A 22196-nucleotide genomic window follows, 5' to 3' on the forward strand; every position below is an offset into this window, starting at 1 on the left:
CTTTATCACCTGTTGGTTGTCCATTGGCTAACAGATTAACAACAACTTCTGTTGGACGTTTACCATCTTGGTTATTAGCATCATCCCAAATTTTCTTACCTGAAATTTGTGTCACACTTGGTAAGTGGGTATTAGTAATATCATATCCTGTAACTTTTGATTTATAACCTTCTACAGACTCTTCCTTGACAGTATAGTGAATTTTCTTATCACCTTTTGATTCTGGAAGATTGTCGAACTGGTATTGCCAACCGTTTGCTGCAGAAACTTCCTGTCTATCTACTTCTTCATCATCCGCTAAAAGAATAATGGTAACTTTTTCTGGTCGCTTACCATCTTGGTTATTAGCGTCATCCCAAGTTTTTGTTCCAGAAATAGTGATTATCTTTTTGTTTGTAACTACAAGGCCTTTATCAGAGGAACCACCATACGTTACTAGATAATCATCCCCATTCAGTTGGATTTTGCCATTGTTTTCATCAACTTCTTTAACACTGTAGATGTATTTGCGATCTTTTAAATCTTTCTCAAATAAATTGGTCCAAATTGCTTTAGTTGTTCCATTCTCTAATTTTTTAACATTTGCTTCAGGAACCTCTTCAAGCTGACCACCTTCTACTTGACGATATAATTTTAAATAGATATCTGGATGATGTGTAGAAGAGCTCAACCATTTTTTCTGAACAGATACTTCGGTTTTAGGTCTTTCATTTGCAACATCAATCTTATCTCCAACGATTGAATACTGTGTATTATTCTCCACTTGTTTTTTAAGTGTGAATCTGATATCTTCAGTTTTTGTAATATCATAACCCTTAACCGTTTTAGTTTCTTTAAGAAGGTACTCTTTGTCCGTCCAAAGTACCCAACCTAAATTATGTTGGTCACCTTGAATAATAAATTTACCATTCTCATCAGTTACAAATTTGACATCATTACCATTTTTATCTTTAATAGCTGATTCTTGATTGTTAACAATTTCAAATAACTGGAACTCTACACCTTCTAATTTTTTAGAATAATCATCTTTATCACTCTTTATAATTGTAATACTTGGATTACTACCTGTTCCACCCCCAGTGGTTTCAATTTTCACTGTTCTTTTAATTTTACTAGATTTACCTTCTAAGGTGGCAGTATTAGAGTAAGTGGCAGTCCCTTTACCTAAAACTCTAACGTCATAAGTAATTGTTAACTTTTGATTATCTGGAAGATTATTAAATGTTAACGTATTTGTTTCTTTATCATAGCCTATGTTAACATCTTGAGAATCTGGACTAATTTTTATAGAATCTAACTTGATTCTCAAATTATCAGATAATTTATCTGTCAAAGTGAGTTTATCTGAATTAGTAATTAAATCTCTACCTTCTTTATTAACATCAATATTAAAAGTTGCAATATAACCGTTATCAATTGTTGGCTCAACTATCAAACTCTTTTCAACAAATGGTGAATAGGTATGATTAGCAACAACAGTATCTGAGGTTAATCCTGCCCAAGAAGCAACGTTTTTAAGAGGATACCCTTCATCCATTGTTAAAGCTTTATTATTTAATTCATCAAGAGTGGCCTTATCTTTAGGTATCAAATAGTAAAACACTTCATATTTTGGATATAGATAATTTCCATCTTTAGGTAAATTTTTAAGACTTATTTCTATTCCTTCATTTGTAGAAACAACATCAGCATCCCCACCCTCAACAGTATTGCCATTTATATCCAATCCTCTAACTTGAACACCTTTATCAAGATAGTATTTTAAATAGGCTGTGTCAAATTTATCTTGAAGAACTGCTGTCTCTTCTGATGAACCTTCTAGTGTTAATTTATATTTATATATAGGGTAATTAATACCATTTATTTCAACGGTTGATTTTTCAATATATTCTTTTTTAAGGCTCTGCTTTTTAGGAATCGCTTTTGCATATGCTCCTAAAATAATTTGTTCTCCTTGAGCAGTATTCATTCTAAATGATATGTTATTAGTATGAATTTCATCCGTTTTATAACCAACTGATGCTGCATAATCTAGCCAATCTTGGTTAACTTCCGTTTCCAAAGTCAACACTATATCTCTAGGCTTACCATCTGGGGTTGGATTTAAACCAGCTTTTTTCTTATCACTATCTTTGTAAAAATGTATAGATATTGTATTTCTATTTGGAGAATTACTTGAGCGGACAATTTTAAAGCTTTCCTGATCTTGTAAACCTGTCACTTTGATTTTAGATAAATCTGTCTCATCAAATAAATCTTTTAACCATTTACCATTGTGTTCAAATTTTGGTAAGTCATCTACTATAAAAGCCTGACCATCATGTCCTTGACCAATAAAGTCCTTGATAGTAATTTGCCACTTAATTTTTTCAGACGATACTTCAATCGCTTCTTTAGATAATGTTGTGGCTATTTGATTACCTTCAATATTAGTAGAGGCACCGCTGCTATAATTTCCAAGGATAACATTATTTTTAAAATTAAGTGTCCCAGGAGCACCTGTCATATCAACTTCTGAAGAATATACAATTTCATATTTGAATTTGCCATCACTCTGTGGAATTGTATATTTCCAAGAATTTAGTTTTCCATCAGCGGTAGTTGTATCTAGTTGTGACCAAGGAATATTTCTAATTTCTGTAGAGCCATCTGGTTTTGTAACAGTAATTTGAATGCCTTGGCCTGAATAACCCATTCTTTTACTAGAGACATCAGTAATTTTATCAAAGATAACTTCGCCACCCATAGTCTTATGCATAAAACTATTTATATCAAGCTTCCAAGTTATTTCGTAGATATTATTCCCTTTATCCTCTTTTTTTAGGACTCTCTTTGAGAGCATAGAAAAATCAATTTTATCTTTCAAATCAAAATCAATACTCTTTGCATCAGGAACTTTGTCGCTTTGGACACTAGCGGTGTTCTTAGTTTCTTCTACTGTTCCCTTTTCTGCAATAAGATCATGATCTACTGTAGCACTATATTGAACAATGATTTCTTCTTCATGACCTAGTCTTTCGATTCTTGTTTCAAACCCATTTCCTACTTGCGTTGTTTGATGTGCCACTGGATTCGTTTTATTTGACGTAATAACGACATCATTATTAAAAGTTAAAGCAGTCCCGCTGATAATATCAGAGATAACAACATTTTTATTTATGCCTTTGGATTTGATGATTAATTTATAATTAACCATTCCTGTTGTTTTATCGTAGGAGCCTTCTTTTTCAATAGTTATATCTGAATCTACATTTATAGTAAATTTTTTTATGATATTTTCATTAAATTGAATCTCACTAACATTTTCAGAAATTCTACCCCTTATTTCAATCATAAACTCAATATTTGCTACTTTTGTTAATCGTGAATAGTTAGGGTCATTTTGATTAAATCTTACCTTTAATTGATTTCCTTCAACTCTATAGATATTATCATTAACATCTACTTCACCTTCACTATCAATAATATGAATGGAAAATGAAGTTTCTCCAACTGGCCCCACTGATAAGCCGTCTGGAAGAGTATATATTAATTCTTCTTCATCACTAAATTGCTTTGTTTGATTTTCAGCAAACCTAAATATTACATCATAATCACCATTTGGATATACAATATAATTTCCCTGAGGGTCCGTTTCAGCATCGACATCAGCCTGAATCAACAATTCATTAAGATTAGTAGTAGATGCTCCTACACCTTCAGTATATACAGTTTGACTTAGTAAACCAAGCCCTAATACCGTTATTAGCGATAAAAATAGCAAACAAAGTACTTGTTTTATATTCTTGATCATTGTCTTTTCCTCTCTCTAAATATGATTTATTTCTAAATAATTTTTTATATTATGTTTTTCCTCCGTTCATTAAACCTACTTTTGAAAATATTCTGAAATTTTCATATTTATGTTTTCATTTTATAATTCCTAAATCAATCATACCACACAAACGCTTTATTATCAATGCTTTTATGCATTTTATCCTATGAACAGCAAACAATAATTTAAAATTAATACAAAACAACAAAGTTATCGATAATAAAATAATAACCACATATTAAATAGACCTCAAAATTCTAGTAAGAACTAATCTAGAAAATTATCATTTTAACGAGTCTTAATTTAGCTAATATTATTAAGGTTCACAAAAAAATCTACCAAAAACATTTTTGGTAGATCCTAGTCTAATATAATATTACTCTCAATTTTACCCTTAAAAGATTTCAGTTTCGTCAAGTCACTTTAAATACTACCCCAAACACTTTCAAGGATATTAGTTTGGTCGCGATCTGGTCCAACAGAGAAAGTAGAAATACGAACGCCAACCAACTCACTGACACGACGAATGTAGTTTCTAGCATTTTCTGGTAAGTCCTCTAAACGCCTTACACCAGTAATATCTTCTGACCAACCTGGTAGTTCTTCATAAATCGGTTGGCAACGTTTCAACTTATCAAGACTAGCTGGGTAGTAATCAATACGTTCACCATCTAAGTCATAAGCCACACAGATCTTAACAGTGTCAAGACCTGATAAGACATCAATCGAGTTTAATGATAGATTGGTAATCCCTGATACACGACGACTATGTCTCATAACAACAGAGTCAAACCAACCGACACGGCGTGGGCGACCTGTAGTGGTACCATATTCATGACCGATTTCACGGATGCGATCTCCTGTAGAATCAAATAATTCTGTTGGGAACGGTCCATCACCAACGCGGCTAGTGTAGGCCTTGCAGACACCAACCACTTTATTGATTTTACTTGGTCCAACTCCTGAACCAATCGTTACTCCTCCGGCAACCGGATTAGAAGAGGTTACAAACGGATAAGTTCCTTGGTCAATATCAAGCATGACCCCTTGTGCCCCTTCAAATAAGACACGTTTCCCTTTATCAAGGGCATCATTTAAAATGACAGACGTATCGGTAACATATTGTTTAATTTGTTGCCCATATGCATAATACTCTTCAAAAATCTCATCAAACGAAGATAATTCACACTCATACATTTTTTCAAAGAGACGATTTTTTTCTTCAAGATTAATACGCAGACGCTCCGCAAAAATATCCTTATCAAGCAAATCAGCAATACGAATACCTACACGTGCTGCTTTATCCATATAAGCTGGTCCAATCCCTTTGTTGGTTGTTCCAATCTTATTATCCCCTTTTGAAGTTTCTTGTAGTTGGTCCAGCTTAATATGATAAGGTAAAATCACATGAGCTCTATCTGAAATACGAAGATTGTCTGTTGTTACCCCTTCTTCATGAAGGTATTTTAATTCTTCTACTAATGATTTTGGGTTAACTACCATACCATTGCCAATCACTGAGATTTTTTCAGGGAAGAAAATGCCTGATGGAATCAGATGGAGTTTGAATTTTTTACCATCGATAACGATAGTATGACCAGCATTATCACCACCTTGATAACGCGCAATTACTTCTGCATCTGATGATAGAAAATCAGTTATTTTCCCTTTTCCTTCATCTCCCCACTGGGTACCTACTACTACTACTGAAGTCATAATAATGAATCCTAGCACGATATAATCGTGTGCTAAATCCTTTCTTGATAATCATGGTAGGAGTTTCACCTACAAGCGTATCACCTTACCTATTATATGAAATTATGGTGTTTTTTTCAACAGACAATGGGAGAAACTTCTTTTTTCATAGTCCTTTACTATCTAGTAAAAAACATGTGCATTTTTCATGCTTTTCATTGTCATAACAGTAAGATTGCGTTACAATAATATCAACTATTAAACGTTAGTAAAGGATAAATAATGAGAAAGACAAGTTTATTAGGAAAGATTATTTTTCTAATTGTATTAGTTTATGCGATACAGATAGCCATCCCCTTCGTTGTAGCTGCAGCTATAGGTTTTGGCCTTTTTCAATGGTGGAAGAAAAGCAAAGCAACACCCATCCAGCATAAAAAAGCAGAGCAAATTAGTGATAGCTTAGAAATTCAAGAATTAAAAGCTTATATTAAACTAACTGATAAAAAACTTAAGAAACTAGAAAAATACCAAGAAAAAGAAAAATGGGATGACTACCTTGATTCAGTGAAACAAATCCTCCCACAATTAACACATATTAAGGATGAAGCCGATCGATTAAAAAAAGAAATCGAGCCACTCGTTTACAAAAGGATTATTAAGAAAGTCCATACTACCAGACTAGATATCCAAGAACAATTGGAAAAACTCGGATTGTCCCCTGATCTACCAGAAACAGATGAAGAAAAAAATATCCTCCATCTAGCTCCTGAGCTCAGTGAATGCTACCACAACATCCAAAAAGATAACTTAACCATTCTGGAAAAAATTAAACAAGCAGATAATCACGAGGAATTAATCGCCATCCATCAAAGCAATATGAAACGCTTTGAAGATATTTTATCTGGTTACCTCAAAATCAAAGCTAATCCAAAAGATTATTACAATGCCGATGAACGTTTGGCGCAAGCTAAAGAAGCCATTGAAAAATTTGATTTAGACTTAGACGAAACCCTTCGTCAACTCAACGAAAGTGAATTGAAAGATTTTGAGATTAGTCTACGCATGATGCAACATAAAAAAACTAGCTAAAGGAGCTCCCCATGTCAGATACATTCCATTTTGATATTGATAAAATTGCCAATAATGAGTTGGTTAAAACAGACAAAACAACTGATATTATTCTTGATAATAGTTCAGATAAAGCAGGACAAATCTCATTTTTAGAGAAACTCAGTGCTGAGCAACAAGACGCTATTATGGAAAGAACACCTCAGTTAGTTGATAATTTCATTGCTGACCAGAATGCCTTGTTGGACTTTGGTCAATCTGCCGTTGAAGAAGTCAATAATACGGTTAATCATATTTTATCTGAGCAAAAGAAATTGGAAATTCCTCAGGTTGATGACTTGCTACAAACCACCAACCGTGAACTCAATGGTTTTGTCGTCAAATATAAAGATGTGACACCGGTAGATTTGGAGAAAAAACCAAATTTCATCCAAAAATTATTTAAGCAAGGTCGCAATACCCTTCAAGAATTCTATTTTGATGCCCAAAATATCGAGCAGAAAATGAATAGTATGGCAGCAACCATTGTTAAACAAGAAGAGATGTTAGCCAGAAATATTGTTTCTGCTGAAATACTAATTGAAGACAACACCAAATCTATTGAAAACCTTGTTGGTGTCATTGCTTTTATTGAAGCCAGTCAACAAGAAAGTGCTAAACGCGCACAAAATCTCCAAACCGAAATTGCCACCCTTGACAGTGCAACACCAGAATTTCATATGAAATCTGAAGAATTAGCAAGAATGACTGAAGTGATTAATACTTTGGAACAACAACACACAGAATATATGAGTCGTCTCTATGTGGCATGGGCAACAACGCCTCAAATGAGAAATCTTGTTAAAGTTTCTTCTGATATGCGTCAAAAACTGGGTATGCTTCGTCGCAATACCATCCCAACCATGAAATTGTCAATCGCTCAGTTAGGTGTCTTGCAACAATCTGTTAAATCAGGAGCGACAGCAGACGCAATCGTCAATGCCAACAATGCCGCCCTTCAAATGCTTGCTGAAACCAGTAAAGAAGCTATTCCAGTACTTGAGCGAACCGCACAAAGTCCGACCCTTTCTATTTCTTCTGTCACAAGTCTTGCTGAGAGTTTAGTGGCGCAAAACAATGGTATCATTGCAGCAATTGATAACGGTAGAAAACAACGTGCTCAATTAGAAACAGCTATTATCAAATCCGCAGAAACCATCAACGATACCGTCAAATTACGAGATGAAAAAATCATCAAGGCGCTCTTAAACGAAGGCAAACAAGCACAAGAAAATGTTGAAGATAGTTCTGGTAGCGAAGAAGTTAGCTAAAACACAAACAAAAACAAGTCACAGTGATGGCTTGTTTTTTTATCTTTCACCTCAATAAATTCCTATTTTTTCAAGAAAAAACAATCTGCTAAAACATGAGATATTGTGGTATAATGTAAGTTATGGATAAATTAATCAAGACAATATCAGCTTCTGGTTATTTTCGTGCCTATGTGTTAGACAGCACACAAACCGTAAGAGAAGCTCAAAAAAGACATCAAACCCTAGCAAGTTCAACAGTTGCGCTTGGTCGTACTTTAATTGCTACTCAAATATTGGCTGCTAATCAAAAAGGAGACAGTAAAATTACTGTTAAAGTGATTGGTGATAGTTCTTTTGGCCACGTTATTTCTGTTGCTGATACCAATGGGCATGTCAAAGGCTATATCCAAAACAAGGGAATTGACATCAAAAAAACAGCTACTGGTGAAGTGGTTGTTGGACCTCTTATGGGCAATGGCCACTTTGTTGTTATCACAGATTATGGTACCGGGAAACCCTACACTTCAACCACTCCTCTCATCACTGGAGAAATTGGTGAAGACTTTGCCTATTACCTCACAGAGAGTGAACAAACCCCTTCTGCAGTTGGCCTAAATGTCTTATTAGATGATAATGATCAGGTGAAAGTGGCAGGGGGTTTTATGCTACAAGTCTTACCTGGGGCCCCAGAAGAAGCGATTACTCGCTATGAAAAACGCATCCAAGAAATGCCAGCCATTTCTAGTCTCTTGGCATCAAAAAATCATATTGAAGCCCTTTTAGACGCTATCTATGGCGATGAAGCTTTTAAACGACTCTCAGAAGATAACCTATCATTTCAATGCGATTGCTCGAAAGAACGATTCCAAAATGCCCTAGCAACACTTGGAAAAACTGACTTGCAAGAAATGAAGGATGAAGACCATGGTGCCGAAATTATCTGCCAATTTTGTGGCACTGTCTACACCTTTGACGAAGAAGAATTGGAGAAGATAATCAATGACAAATCTTAATAGCCCATTTATGATTGGAGATATCCATGTGCCACACAGAACCGTCTTGGCCCCTATGGCTGGGGTGACAAACTCAGCATTTAGAACGATTGCTAAAGAGTTTGGGTCTGGTCTTGTGGTTATGGAGATGGTCTCAGATAAAGGGATTCAATACAACAATGAAAAAACGCTACACATGCTTCATATTGATGGGGAGGAGCATCCTGTTTCCATTCAACTGTTTGGTAGTGATGGTGATAGTTTAGCAAGAGCGGCTGAATTCATTCAAAAAAATACCAAGGCTGACCTTGTTGATATCAATATGGGTTGCCCCGTTAATAAAGTGGTTAAAAATGAGGCCGGTGCTAAATGGCTAAAGGATCCTGAGAAAATCTACTCAGTGGTTAAAACAGTGAAATCTGTTCTTGATATTCCTTTGACGGTTAAAATGAGAACTGGTTGGGCAGACAGCTCACTAGCTGTTGAAAATGCCTTGGCTGCTGAATCGGCAGGTGTTTCTGCCTTAGCTATGCATGGAAGAACTAGGGAGCAAATGTATACTGGCCATTGTGACCACGACACTTTAAAAAGAGTGGCAAAAGCTATCACCAAAGTACCCTTTATCGGTAATGGGGATATCAAGACTGTGCAAGATGCCGCTTATATGATTGATGAAATTGGCACAGATGCAGTGATGATTGGACGCGCAGCAATGAATAACCCTTACATCTTTACTCAAATCAATCATTACTTTGAAACAGGTGAAATCTTGCCTGATTTACCATTTGAGAAAAAATTAGATATTGCTTTTGATCACTTGACACGCCTTGCTTCTCTGAAAGGAGAGCACATTGCTGTTCGTGAATTTAGAGGACTTGCTCCACATTACTTACGAGGAACAGCTGGAGCTGCAAAAATCCGTGGAGCTGTTTCAAGAGCAGAAACTATTGAGGAAATTGAAGAACTCTTTCAGCAAGCACGCGTAAGTCTTTAAAGAAAAACCTCTAGCCTCTTGAAAAAATAAGCATTTTTTTATAAAATAAGAACGTCATATATAGTTAGGAGAAGTATGTTGATTGTATTAGCAGGAACCATTGGAGCTGGGAAAAGCTCCCTCGCAGCAGCACTTGGAGAACATTTAGGCACAGAAGTCTTTTATGAGGCCGTTGATAATAACCCCGTTTTAGATCTCTATTATCAAGATCCGAAAAAATATGCCTTTTTATTACAAATCTTTTTCTTAAACAAACGGTTCAAATCCATTAAAGACGCCTATAAAGAAGATAATAACATTTTGGATCGCTCTATTTTTGAAGATGAATTATTTCTAACAATCAACTACAAAAACGGCAACGTTACAGAAACAGAACTCAATATTTACAAGGAATTGTTGGAAAACATGTTAGAAGAGTTAGAAGGTATGCCTAAAAAGAGACCCGACTTACTCATTTATATTGATGTCTCATTTGAAAAAATGTTGGAGCGTATTAAAAAGCGTGGTCGAGATTTTGAACAAATTGCTGATAATCCTGAATTGTACAATTATTACAAACAAGTTCACGGTGAATATCCTGAATGGTATGAAAACTACAACGTCTCACCAAAAATTAAAATCAGTGGTGATGAACTTGACTTCATTGAAAATCCTGAGGATTTACAAACCATCTTTGATATGGTAGACAACCAATTAAGAGAGCTTGATTTATTAGATTAAATTTGAATACCAATTAAAACACCTTGAGACTAGTCTCAAGGTGTTTTTCAATTACGGATGTACGATTGTAAAGTTTAATTGTTTTTGTCTTGTTCCGATTTTCAAAGTATCTCCGGAAGCTAATTCTCCAGATAAAATCAATTCTGATAAATGATCTTCAACCTTTTCTTGTAGGGTACGACGTAATGGTCTTGCTCCCATTTCACTATCATAACCTTCTTTAGCTAGATAATCTAAAGCAGATGGCTGGAATTTAAGTGTTATTGATTTTTCTGCCAATGTTTTAATAAGAGGGGTTACCATAATCTTAACAATAGCACGCATATGTTCTGATCTTAAACTGTGGAAGACGATTTTTTCATCAATACGGTTGATAAATTCTGGACGATAGGCCTTCTTCAACTCTTCCATAATTCGTTTTTGCATAGCGTCATGGTCATTAGAATAATCCTTAGCACCAAATCCAACTGTCTTATCATCACGAAGAGCAGTTGCTCCAAGGTTACTTGTCATTATAATAATGGTATTTGAAAAATCAACCTTTCGACCTCTACTATCTGTTAAAACACCATCATCCAACACTTGTAGTAAGACATTAAAAATATCAGGATGGGCTTTTTCCACCTCATCAAAAAGAAGAACTGAATAGGGTTTGTTGCGAACTTTCTCAGTCAACTCCCCACCCTCATCATAGCCGACGTAGCCTGGAGGCGCACCATTTAGACGGCTAGCGGAGAATTTCTCCATGTACTCACTCATATCAAAACGAATAAGTGCTGACTCATCATCAAATAAGACTTCAGCCAAAGCTTTTGCCAATTCCGTTTTACCAACCCCGGTTGGTCCAAGAAACATAAAGGAACCAATAGGACGTTTGCCAGTTCTAATCCCAGATTGATTGCGTCTGATGGCACGACTAATGCTAGAGACAGCCATGTCTTGACCTACCACGCGCTTATGAAGTTCTTTTTCAAGGTTAAGGTAACGCTGTGCATCTGTTTGAGTGAGCTTGGTGACAGGAATCCCTGAGAGCTGGCTCAGTGTTTTCTTGATATGTTCTTCATCAACAGCAACAGGCTCTAAAGTCGTTTGGTCCTCTTCTTTGGCTAACCACTTAGCCACTTGACTTAATTTCCCAGCCATTAAGGCTTTATCAGCTTTCGTTAAGACTTCTGGGTCTGTTTTTTTCACTAGAGATTGGACTGTCGCACTTGCTTCGTCTAGTAAATCAATGGCTGAATCAGGTAAATTTTTATTCGTTAGGTAACGATGAGCCAGTTGAACAGCCGTTTTAACTGCGACATCACTAATAGTAACGTTATGATATAATTCATAACTTTTCTTTAAACCCAATAGAATCTGATAAGCATCGTCAACACTTGGCTCTTCTATCAAAACTTTAGCAAAGCGGCGAGAAAGTGCTGCATCTTTTTCAATATGCTTTTGATACTCTTCTTGAGTTGTCGCCCCAACCGCTCTCAAAGTGCCTCTTGCAAGAGCTGGTTTTAAAATATTGGCAGCATCAAGTGTACTATCAATCCCACTGCCAGAACCCATAATTGTGTGAAGTTCATCAATAAAGAGAATAATGTGACCATCAGCCTCAATGTCATCGATAATTTGATTCATACGCTCTTCAAAATCACCACGGAAACGAGTCCCAGCCACAACACTCATCATGTCAAGTTCTAATACTCTCATGTCTGCAATTTCATATGGTACATCACTCGTTACAATACGCTGAGCTAAACCATAAGCAAGAGCTGTTTTACCAACACCAGAATCACCGACTAAAACAGGATTGTTTTTGGTTTTACGACTTAAAATTTGAATCATTCGTGTGATTTCTTTGTCACGTCCAATAACTGGATCAAGTTCTCCTAAACGTGCCAATTCAGTCAAATCTCTGGTAAATTCAGATAATTCTCCAACAGAAGAAGGAGGTTTCATCAAATCAGAAAAATGACTGCTTTTATTTTTAGTTGGTTTTAATAATTGTTGGATATTCTTCAAATCTTCCTTAGAAAAGCCGGCATGGCGCTCCAAAGATTTTCGCAGGTCAATCAAGCGTAATTTGGCATCACTATCTTTCATCTTAAAGCCAGCTAATTCTAAGAGACGAGTTGACAGTAAATCAAGATGCAACAACATGGAAAATAAAACATGTTCTGTCCCCACCTCTTCATCTCCAGTAACTTGACTAATGGCTTGGGCAAATCTTAGGGTGTGTGCTAATGCTTTTGATTGTTCAAAAAATGTTAAGCCCTTGACTCTTTCTTTAGGCGTTTTATTAACAGCTAATCTAGCTGCCTCTTCATAGGCTCTTGCTGGGACAAGGCTATCAAACTCTAAAAAAACGTGACCGGCAATAGAATCTGGGACATAAACCATTGCTAGTAAAACGTGCCAACTTTCGAGATACAAGCTATCAAATCTTGCAGCTTGATATTGTGCCTGTTTAAAGACATCATGCATTTTAGGGGAGTACTGAATCATAAACGGGGTCCTTTTCTATCTAGTTGTTGTAATATTTTTCGAAGCATACGAGCACGAATTTGAGGCGCAAAACTACCTAGCACATCATCAATCGAGGTAGCAAGTACTAAGTTTCCTTCTCGTTCACTGATAATGCCCTCATCAAATAAAACTTGAATCAAATCTGTGAAAACTTGCTCACTAATTCGTTCACCAATTGTTTCTGATAACTCTCTTAACATTTGATGTTTATCAGAATAACGAACTTTAGCAATTCTGATATAGCCGCCTCCACCTCGTTTACTTTCAACAATATAACCTTTACTCTCGGGGAAACGGGTCTTAATCACATAATTAATCTGACTAGGAACAACTTGAAAGGTATCAGCTAAGCTGGAACGTCTGATTTCGGCAATTCCTGTTTGCGCTAATATCTGTTTAATATATTCTTCAATTATATCAGATATATTTTTAGAACTCATATCAAACTCCTCTCTATTATCTTTGACTATCTCTGACTATTATACCGAAAATACTCTTATTTGAAAACCAAAAAAACTAATCCAGCAAAGTTCTCTCAAGAATAAAAAAAGATGGGAGACCCCATCTTTTGAGTGATTATTTGTTAAGTGCCGCAGCCATTGTTGCTTGAACTTCACTTTCAAAGTCGTTTGCAGCTTTTTCAATACCTTCTCCCACTTCAAAACGTGTGAAGGCAACCACTTTTGCATTTTGTGACTCAAGGAATTGTTCCACTGTTTTGCTGTCGTCCATAATATAAACTTGAGCAAGTAAAGTGTATTGTTGGTCCACTTGAGTGTTATCAAGCATGAAGCGATCCATTTTACCTGGAATAATTTTATCCCAGATTTTTTCTGGTTTACCTTCAGCTTTAAGTTCTTCTTTAATGGCTGCTTCAGCTTCAGCAAGAACGCTGTCTGTTAATTGTGCTTTTGAACCGTATTTAAGGAATGGTAGGGCTGGTTTATTAACCATAGCACGACTTTCGTTATCAAGTTCAATTTTGTGATTTAATTGTGCTAATTCATCATGAACGAATTCTTCACTAAGGTCATTATATGAAAGAACAGTTGGTTTCATCGCAGCAACATGCATTGCTACTGATTTAGCAAGAGCACCATCTTCACCTTCAAGAACAGTGATAACACCAATACGACCACCATTATGTTGGTAAGCACCAAAAACTTGGTTATCTTCTTTTTCAACAAGAGCAAAACGACGGAATGAAATTTTTTCTCCGATAGTTGCTGTGGCTTTAATGTAAGCTTCTTCCAAAGTTTCACCTGAAGCAACTGTTAATTTAAGCGCTTCTTCGTTGTTAGCTGGTTTGTTATCACCAATAATTTGAGCAGTTTCATTAACCAAAGAAACGAATTGGTCATTTTTTGCAACAAAGTCTGTTTCAGAGTTCACTTCAACTAATGCTGCAACATTACCATTAACATAAACACCGGTTAAACCTTCAGCAGCAACACGGCTTGCTTTTTTAGCAGCTTTAGCCATCCCTTTTTCACGAAGAAACTCGATTGCTTTTTCCATGTCACCGTCTGTTTCAACTAATGCTTTTTTAGCATCCATAACACCGGCACCAGTTTTTTCACGTAATTCTTTTACTTGAGCTGCAGTAATTGCCATTTTAAATTTCCTCCATGCTATATTATTTCTAATGAAAAACGAGACAGAGCGGTTTGCTATTTCTGCCCCGTTTATAGACGTCCTTGTTAAAGGAAACGATTACTCGTTTGACCCTTCAACAACTTCAACAAGTTTTTCAATTGATTCTGCTGATGCTTCTTCATTTACTTCTTCAGTTGCCATTTCGTCAGCAACAGCTTCCATTGAGTCTTCACCTTGACGACCTTCGATAACAGCATCTGCTAATTTACCAGTAATCAGTTTAACAGCACGAATAGCATCGTCATTTGCTGGGATGATGATATCAATATCATCTGGATCAGCATTTGTGTCAACCATAGCCACTACTGGAATACCTAATTTCTTAGCTTCTTTAACAGCGATTTGTTCTTTATGAGGGTCAACAATATAAATCACATCTGGAATGCGAGGCATATCTGCAATACCACCCAAGAATTTTTCTAAACGATCACGTTGTTTATTAAGAAGTGATACTTCTTTTTTAGGAAGAACGTCAAATGTACCGTTTTCTTCCATTTTGTTAATTTCTTTAAGGCGTTTAATACGTTTTTGGATGGTGTCCCAGTTTGTTAAAGTACCACCTAACCAACGATGGTTAATGTAGTATTGACCTGCACGAAGTGCTTCTTCTTTAATAGCATCTGCTGCTTGTTTTTTAGTTCCTACAAACAAGATAACAGCGTCATTAGCTGCAGCGTCACGAACAAATTCGTATGCTTGATCTGCTAATTTAACCGTTTGTTGAAGGTCAATAACGTGGATACCGTTACGTTCTGTAAAGATGTACTTAGCCATCTTAGGGTTCCAGCGACGAGTTTGGTGACCAAAGTGAACACCAGCCTCAAGAAGTTGTTTCATTGAAATTACTGCCATGAGTATTTCTCCTTTTTTGTTTTTTCCTCTCTCAAACTTCAACTTGCAACCCCACTCTTACGAGCAACAAGGTCACAATTCATTCAAGATGAGTATTTGTCACAATAAATGACCTAACTATCATAACAAAAAAATATCAAATTAACAAGTCTTTTACCCTATTTTTTTGCTTGGCACAACTTAATTTTCTTGTTTGTCAACGACTTATTTTCGATTAACTTCATAAAGAAATTTCTAGAAAATCTTCTTATATTTTTACTTGACGAAATCTTATTTTTGCGTTAGAATAATTACTTGTGGCGGTATAGCCAAGTGGTAAGGCACGGCTCTGCAAAAGCTTGATCGTCGGTTCGAATCCGATTACCGCCTTACTTTCATTTTCATTCATTTTCATAGACAATAAAAAGCGCTCTGTTGAGCGTTTTTTATTTTTTAACGCTAATTAAAACTAGATGAAACTAAAAAGATTTGGGGCAGATTTGGGGCAAGAAAACAATTATTTTATTTCCTATACAACTCCACCAACACATCATCCACATTCTCCAACATAGCTACTTCGATGCCTTACTTTTGATTTTTATTCATTTTCATAGACAATAAAAGCAGATAAAATTAAAAAGAATTCGGGTAAATTTAGGGCAGGTTTTCTGTTAAAAAAAGCTATGTTTTAAGGTTAGTTACAATTAATTACAAATTCCTAAAGGCATACAATTTTTTAAAAGTTTGAAAGTTTCTTTTCTGTTCTCCACAACCCAATAATTATTGACTTCATTAATAAAACAATATATAATGAACAATGACGATGTGTGTTTAGTAATCGTTAAATTTAATAGGAGAGTTTTTTATGATGAAAAAATTAACTTTTTATTTTTTAGCATTAGTATTGTTGATTCCAGTGTTACTTGGAATCAGTCGAGAAACTGTTAAAACAGATGAAGTTGGCGATGTTGTTACCAAAGTCTATGTCACAGACAATGAAGGTAATCCTCTCACCGGAAGTGTTAGGCAGTGGCAACAATTCAGAATTGGTGCTGATTTCACATTACCAAATAACCAGGTCAAATCTGGAGATACAACGGTTATCACTATTCCTGAAGAACTTGAATTCTCACCAATGTCTCAAGATTTTAAAGTTCTCACTAAAGATGATGAAATCGTAGCAAATGCTGAGGTGAAAACAAATCGTCAAATAGTCTTAACTTACACCGACTATGTCGAAAAAAATTCAGATATCAGTGGTTCACTTTATATTTATGTTAGAGTTGATCACAATAAATTCAAGGAAAATAAAGATATTACTGCATCTTTAGATGTTAATGGTAAATTAGTCCCCGGTGATAAATTTAATTATGAGGGTATTGGTAACCCACATCCCAGAAAATTAAGCAAATCAGGTTGGAGAAATGAGGATGACCCTCAAATCATTGAATATCTTATTGCAGTAAATAGAGATAAACAAGCACTCCCTGGTGTACAAATTCTTGATCAATTAACTGAACCTTATCTTTCATATATTCCAGATTCTTTAGTTATCTATACTGGTAATTGGGAATACAACAATGAAAGAAGTGACTGGTCTTTATTAAACATTCAGGATGTTACTAACCAGTATAATGCTGCATTCACTGGCAATAGTTTCTCAATTAATTTTGGAGATATTCAAGCAGATCAGGGATTTTTAATTCGTTATCAAGTCAAAATTGCTCATGCACCAATTGACGGCGAAAAATTTAATAATAAAGCCACTATTATTAGTTACAATGGTTTAAACAAAGAAGAAATTTTTAACTATATTTTCCAAACAGCTGGTGGTGAAGCTATCGGTTACACGTATGGAATATCAATTAAAAAAACAGACCAAGACGGAACACCACTTAAAGATGTTACTTTTGATGTCATTAGAAAAAGAACTGGGCTATCTGTTGGACAAATCACAACAGACGACAATGGTGTTGGAACAATTGATAAACTACTAAAAGACGAATACATACTTAAAGAGACTAATGTTCCTGATGGGTATAAACCGGTTGATGATATTATTATTAGTGAATCTGATTTTGATACTAACTCTAAATTAGCTAATAAAACAATTATCAATGAAAAAATAACAACTACAACGACTACAACAACAGAAGAACCTAAAACAACGACTTCTACCACAACAGAAGAACCTAAAACAACGACTTCTACCACAACAGAAGAACCTAAAACAACAACTTCTACTACAACAGAAGAACCTAAAACGACGACTTCTACTACAACAGAAGAACCTAAAACAACAACTTCTACTACAACAGAAGAACCTAAAACAACAACTTCTACTACAACAGAAGAACCTAAAACAACAACTTCTACTACAACAGAAGAACCTAAAACAACAACTTCTACCACAACAGAAGAACCTAAAACAACAACTTCTACTACAACAGAAGAACCTAAAACAACGACTACTGAAAAACCTAAATTGCCTAAAACAGGTGAAAATAATAATGGTCTGTTGATTGTCTTTGGAATTGCAATTGTTGGACTTGTTGGTTTCTATGTTTATAAACGCCAACAAAAGAACTAACACCGTACTTAGCTAGTTCTTTAAAATAGTTAAATATAAGCAGTGATACATATAAAAACATCTCTTGATTAGTTAATCAAGAGATGTTTTTTTAGCTCTATAATATCTGTAGTGGATAAGTCTGCTACTGAAGTTATAGGGCTTTTTCTGCTGTCTTTAGAACCTTTCAATATCTCTCAAATGCACTTGAGCTTCCTTATCCAAACACAAAACTAGAAGTGACTAATAAATTAATCAAGGACATCAAAAGACAAGCTTTTGATTTCAGAAACTTTAACAATTTTAAAACAAAAATTCTCATTACTTTGAATAAAAAAGAGAGAACCAATTTGATTCTCTCTCGAACTTGATGACTAGTCACTCAACACAGTTGACAACGAGCTCTTTTATAATCTGATATTGTTAATAGAAATTAGTTTTTGTTTTTTTGTTTTCTATAAATAAATATCCCTGAAAGACTGATAATTACTATCCCAAAAATGATAAGCCAACTATTGTTAGTTTCTCCTGTTTTAGGAAGTTTAGGTTTTTTGTTTGTTGTTGAAGTAGTTGTAGTTGGCTCTTGTGTTGTTGTTGAAGTAGTCGTAGTGGGCTCTTGCGTTGTCGTTGAAGTAGTCGTAGTTGGCTCTTGTGTTGTCGTTGAAGTAGTCGTAGTTGGCTCTTGTGTTGTTGTTGTTGAAGTAGTCGTGGTTGGCTCTTGTGTTGTCGTTGAAGTAGTCGTGGTTGGCTCTTGTGTTGTCGTTGATGTAGTTGTTGTTGGCTCTTGTGTTGTTGAAGTAGTCGTAGTGGGCTCTTCTGTTGTCGTAGTAGTCGTAGTGGACTCTTCTGTTGTCGTAGTAGTTGTCGTTTCAAAAGTATTTTCAAATGGAAGATTTTCAACTGAATCGACAACTGCCACTAGGTTACCCTTACCATCGTCTGTTATTGTGATAGTAACTTGGTAGATAGTGTTATCATAAGTAACACCTTCAGCAGCTCCAGCCACTTCTGAAACAGTATAATTAAATACGCCTGTTTCGGTAAATGTTAACTCATTAAAGGTTATGGTACCATCTGCCAAGTTTTTAGCTGTAGATACCACTTGTCCATTTTGATCTTTAAGTTCAAAGGTAAACTCTTCATCTTTTAAACTGCGACCAACTAATGATTTACTTGCTTTAATAACTACTTTCGTTTCTAAAGGATTATAAACATTTGTGAAAGTTGGTTTTTCAGAAGTAATGTTAGCCATTAATTTACCATCAAAGTTAGCATCATCTCCAGCTTCATTAGGCACTTTTGTTACTTCAACTGTCACAGATTTACTGGTTTTGTCATAGGTCACACCACCAAGATTACCAGCTTTTTCTTCTATAGTATATTGATAAGTCCCTTCCTTAGTCAATGTCAAATCAGAAAAGACAATTTTACCAGTTGCATCATTAGTAGCTGTTGCAACAACTGTGCCTGTCTCATCTTTAAGATCAAACTCAAACTCACCAGCGTTCAAAGGACGTCCTGTTAAGCTTTTTGTTGCCTCAATAGATAATGTCACTGCTTTTGGTTCTTTCTTCTTGTTGGTAATGGTACGAATGGCACCTTTATCTGAGACACTTACTTTGATAGGGTCACTAGTAATGATATAGCCATCTGGAGCTGTTACTTCTGTAATAGTGAATTCTCCTGCAGCCATTTCAGCCTCAGTAAATACAGGAGATTGTACCAATCCAGTATCGCTGTCAGTTGGTTTAAGCATTATTTCTGAACCATCAGGTTTTGTAATTTTAAAAATAGCGCCACCTAAACGTTCTCCGGTTTCTTCGTCAGTCTTATAGATGGTAATGCGATTTCCTGTTTCAATAATGATGTTACCACCTGATGTGATTTTGCTAAGACGTGATGTTCTTCTAACTGTTTCTTCTTTATCATCAACAATTTTTACAACACCCTCATTTGATGTAAGTGTCGCTGTGTTAATCACTGTCGAACCATCTCCAGGTGCAGTTGTGTCGTAATTAATATAGTGTGGTTTTGTTGGATCTGTGAAGGTAATATCAAAAGCTGTTAAGTTATCGTTATAAACAATTGTATAACCTTCGCCTTCCTTAAGCACTTCTAAATTAGTAAGGGACCAAGATTGTGTTAAACCGTCGCCTCTTGTAACCACCAATGATTCTGGAATAAATTTCATTGGTGCGCCATTTTCATCAATTTGATCATGCATCACAAGAGAAGTATAAGGTTTTTGAGAAGCATTAACACGGGCTCTCCAAGAATGAACAAATTGACCATTCTTTTCATTTAAAAAACCACTATACTTAGCAAGATTTTCTTTGGCCACTGCTGCTGAATTATCTTCTCTTGGAAAAGGATTTCTACTAGAGATAATCACATCCAAAGTGCCACCTTCTTTAATGTTATTAAAAGTAACTTTCTCCTCTTTCAACAATTCTTGGACACGCATTGTGACAAAGAATGTTCCTTTAATGTTTATAATATCGGTTCTTTTTTTAACATCTTTATACTCTTCTAAGTTTTTCAGAGTAATCTTTGCTTTACCACCTGGTGTTGCCCCTGCTTTTTCAACAACAATCTCTCCAATTTCAATTCCAGTATCAGAATCAAGCAAAGCTATTGTTTCATTTTTTACTTCTATTGGTGAAGGGATATCCAAAACAAAGTAATCACCATCTGCCACCTTATTGCCATAATTAGACAAATCAAATCCAATTTGTAGCTGATAATCACTATTAGTTGTTAGAGTATATACACCATTAGCATTTTTTGGTTCTTGATCATTATAGCTATTCCAGATAATAATATCTGAAACAACTTGAGTTAGTTCTTTTGCTTCAACCGTATTAGCTGATACAAACATGATACTTAAAAATGTAAGAAAAGCTGCAAGAGCTGTTTTTATAAAATTTTTCATTATGTTACGTTCCTTTCTAACGTAAACTTTAAAACCTGCTTTCAGTAAAAAGCTTAGATTTAAAGAAGTTTCAATTAAAGATACCTAATTGAAATGGTTTCTAGTAAAGAATTTAACCTCTCAGTTTTAATTTGCTTTACCAATAATTATAGTGATAAATTTTGATTAGTTAGTATCACTTTTGGCATAAATCTTTTAAAACTCTCAAACTCTTATCAATCAAATCTAAGGTCTGTAGACCTTCAAATGAGATGGTAAGACTTTAATAGTAATGGGTAATTGGTCACCTTCATCACCATCAACGTTGACAGTTAATTGCTCATCAGTCTCCTCTAGTGCTATCTCTAATTCTTTTGGTGTTTCATAACCAATACGTTGATTAGAATTATCGACACCAAACAAAAGACTTGGAACAGACTGAAGTGTTTCTAATAAATTTGAGTCTTTCAAATAAACAAAATGTATTAACCCATCATTAACTTCAGCTTCAGGTAAGAGATGTTCAAAGCCACCAATCGAATTGGTTAAGCCGATTAACAAGGTGCTGCTTTCAATTGTTTTTTCAGTTCCATCAACCAACACTTTGAATTTATAAGATTGATGGTCTAATAAACTTTTAAATCCTGACACAAAGTAAGCCATTTTGCCTAGTTTGGTTTTATCTTCTGACTCCACGTCGTTGATAGCTTCTGGGATTGTTCCTACCGCAACAACATTCATAAAGTAGGAATCATTGATTTTACCAATATCTAAGGGGTGTAAATGGTCAAAGTCAATCGCATTAATCGCTTCTTCTGGATCTAGTGGAATACCTAAAGCACGCGCCAAATCATTAACCGTTCCTAACGGGAAAAAGCCAAAATTAGGACGATAATCTTCTTCGGCAAGACCACTAATTCCTTCATTTACAGTCCCATCACCACCCATAACAAAGACACTATCGAATTTTTCTTTTGCTGCTTCTTTGGCAAAATCTTTCGCATCACCACCTTTTTTAGTGTGTTTTACCACAACATCATCAAAGTAGGTCGCAAGTTTGTCCTTAGCAAGGGTTTCAAATTCCTTAGCTTTTTCACCACCCGAGCTAGGATTTACAACTAATAATACTCGTTTCAT

14 protein-coding genes, 1 tRNA gene and 1 pseudogene are annotated in these 22196 nt (G+C 35.4%); 8 read left to right on the forward strand and 8 right to left on the reverse strand.

The window, feature by feature from the left end:
• Both JHK62_RS07120 and JHK62_RS07125 read right to left on the reverse strand, forming a co-directional pair.
• Positions 1-3793: Cna B-type domain-containing protein (locus tag JHK62_RS07120; RefSeq protein ID WP_199576081.1), on the reverse strand; the 3793-nt coding region annotated here is incomplete at its 3' end.
• A gap of 444 nt (positions 3794-4237) precedes the next feature.
• Positions 4238-5530 (reverse strand): adenylosuccinate synthase, encoded by a 1293-nt coding sequence (locus JHK62_RS07125; RefSeq protein WP_199576082.1) that lies wholly within the window; start codon positions 5528-5530, stop codon positions 4238-4240.
• Between the two features lie 261 nt (positions 5531-5791).
• Between JHK62_RS07125 and JHK62_RS07130 the strand changes: the two genes are divergently transcribed.
• From JHK62_RS07130 to JHK62_RS07150, 5 genes are all read left to right on the forward strand, one after another.
• Positions 5792-6598, forward strand: coding sequence for a hypothetical protein (locus JHK62_RS07130; protein WP_199576083.1), 807 nt, complete (start codon positions 5792-5794; stop codon positions 6596-6598).
• A gap of 11 nt (positions 6599-6609) precedes the next feature.
• Positions 6610-7887: a toxic anion resistance protein gene (locus JHK62_RS07135; protein ID WP_199576084.1), complete on the forward strand. Its 1278-nt coding sequence runs from the start codon at positions 6610-6612 to the stop codon at positions 7885-7887.
• A gap of 122 nt (positions 7888-8009) precedes the next feature.
• Positions 8010-8882, forward strand: a complete 873-nt coding sequence (gene hslO / locus JHK62_RS07140) for an Hsp33 family molecular chaperone HslO (protein ID WP_199576085.1) — start codon at positions 8010-8012, stop codon at positions 8880-8882.
• Positions 8869-9855, forward strand: coding sequence for a tRNA dihydrouridine synthase DusB (dusB, locus tag JHK62_RS07145; RefSeq protein ID WP_199576086.1), 987 nt, complete (start codon positions 8869-8871; stop codon positions 9853-9855). Before hslO ends, dusB begins: the two co-directional genes overlap by 14 nt.
• A gap of 75 nt (positions 9856-9930) precedes the next feature.
• Positions 9931-10575 carry a deoxynucleoside kinase gene (locus JHK62_RS07150; protein WP_199576087.1) on the forward strand — a complete coding sequence of 215 codons (645 nt, stop codon included), beginning with the start codon at positions 9931-9933 and terminating at the stop codon, positions 10573-10575.
• A gap of 51 nt (positions 10576-10626) precedes the next feature.
• Here JHK62_RS07150 and JHK62_RS07155 read toward each other — a convergent pair whose 3' ends face one another.
• The 4 genes from JHK62_RS07155 to rpsB all read right to left on the reverse strand — a co-directional run bounded on the left by JHK62_RS07155 (position 10627) and on the right by rpsB (position 15600).
• The gene (locus JHK62_RS07155) at positions 10627-13071 is read right to left on the reverse strand and encodes an ATP-dependent Clp protease ATP-binding subunit (RefSeq protein ID WP_199576088.1); all 2445 of its coding nucleotides are present in this window, start codon (positions 13069-13071) and stop codon (positions 10627-10629) included.
• Positions 13068-13532, reverse strand: coding sequence for a CtsR family transcriptional regulator (locus JHK62_RS07160; RefSeq protein ID WP_199576089.1), 465 nt, complete (start codon positions 13530-13532; stop codon positions 13068-13070). The genes JHK62_RS07155 and JHK62_RS07160 overlap by 4 nt, the downstream gene beginning before the upstream one ends.
• 136 nt (positions 13533-13668) lie before the next feature.
• Complete coding sequence (gene tsf, locus JHK62_RS07165) at positions 13669-14706, reverse strand: translation elongation factor Ts (RefSeq protein ID WP_199576090.1); 1038 nt, start codon at positions 14704-14706, stop codon at positions 13669-13671.
• Between the two features lie 99 nt (positions 14707-14805).
• Positions 14806-15600 carry a 30S ribosomal protein S2 gene (gene rpsB, locus JHK62_RS07170; RefSeq protein WP_199576091.1) on the reverse strand — a complete coding sequence of 265 codons (795 nt, stop codon included), beginning with the start codon at positions 15598-15600 and terminating at the stop codon, positions 14806-14808.
• Between the two features lie 298 nt (positions 15601-15898).
• On the opposite strand from rpsB, the gene JHK62_RS07175 reads away from it, so the two are divergent.
• The 3 genes and pseudogenes from JHK62_RS07175 to JHK62_RS07185 all read left to right on the forward strand — a co-directional run.
• A tRNA-Cys gene (locus tag JHK62_RS07175) sits at positions 15899-15969 on the forward strand.
• A 475-nt stretch (positions 15970-16444) separates the two neighbouring features.
• Positions 16445-18169: an Ig-like domain-containing protein gene (locus JHK62_RS07180; RefSeq protein WP_199576092.1), complete on the forward strand. Its 1725-nt coding sequence runs from the start codon at positions 16445-16447 to the stop codon at positions 18167-18169.
• Positions 18170-18312: 143 nt separating this feature from the next.
• Positions 18313-18519, forward strand: a pseudogene (locus JHK62_RS07185) (transposase); the annotation flags it as partial.
• Positions 18520-18581: 62 nt separating this feature from the next.
• Here the strand turns inward: JHK62_RS07185 and JHK62_RS07190 are convergent.
• Positions 18582-21080 (reverse strand): Spy0128 family protein, encoded by a 2499-nt coding sequence (locus tag JHK62_RS07190; RefSeq protein WP_199576093.1) that lies wholly within the window; start codon positions 21078-21080, stop codon positions 18582-18584.
• A 225-nt stretch (positions 21081-21305) separates the two neighbouring features.
• Positions 21306-22196 (reverse strand): diacylglycerol/lipid kinase family protein, encoded by an 891-nt coding sequence (locus tag JHK62_RS07195; RefSeq protein ID WP_199576094.1) that lies wholly within the window; start codon positions 22194-22196, stop codon positions 21306-21308.

The sequence above is a fragment of the Streptococcus pacificus genome (assembly GCF_016481305.1).
Taxonomy (GTDB): Bacteria; Bacillota; Bacilli; order Lactobacillales; family Streptococcaceae; genus Streptococcus; species Streptococcus pacificus.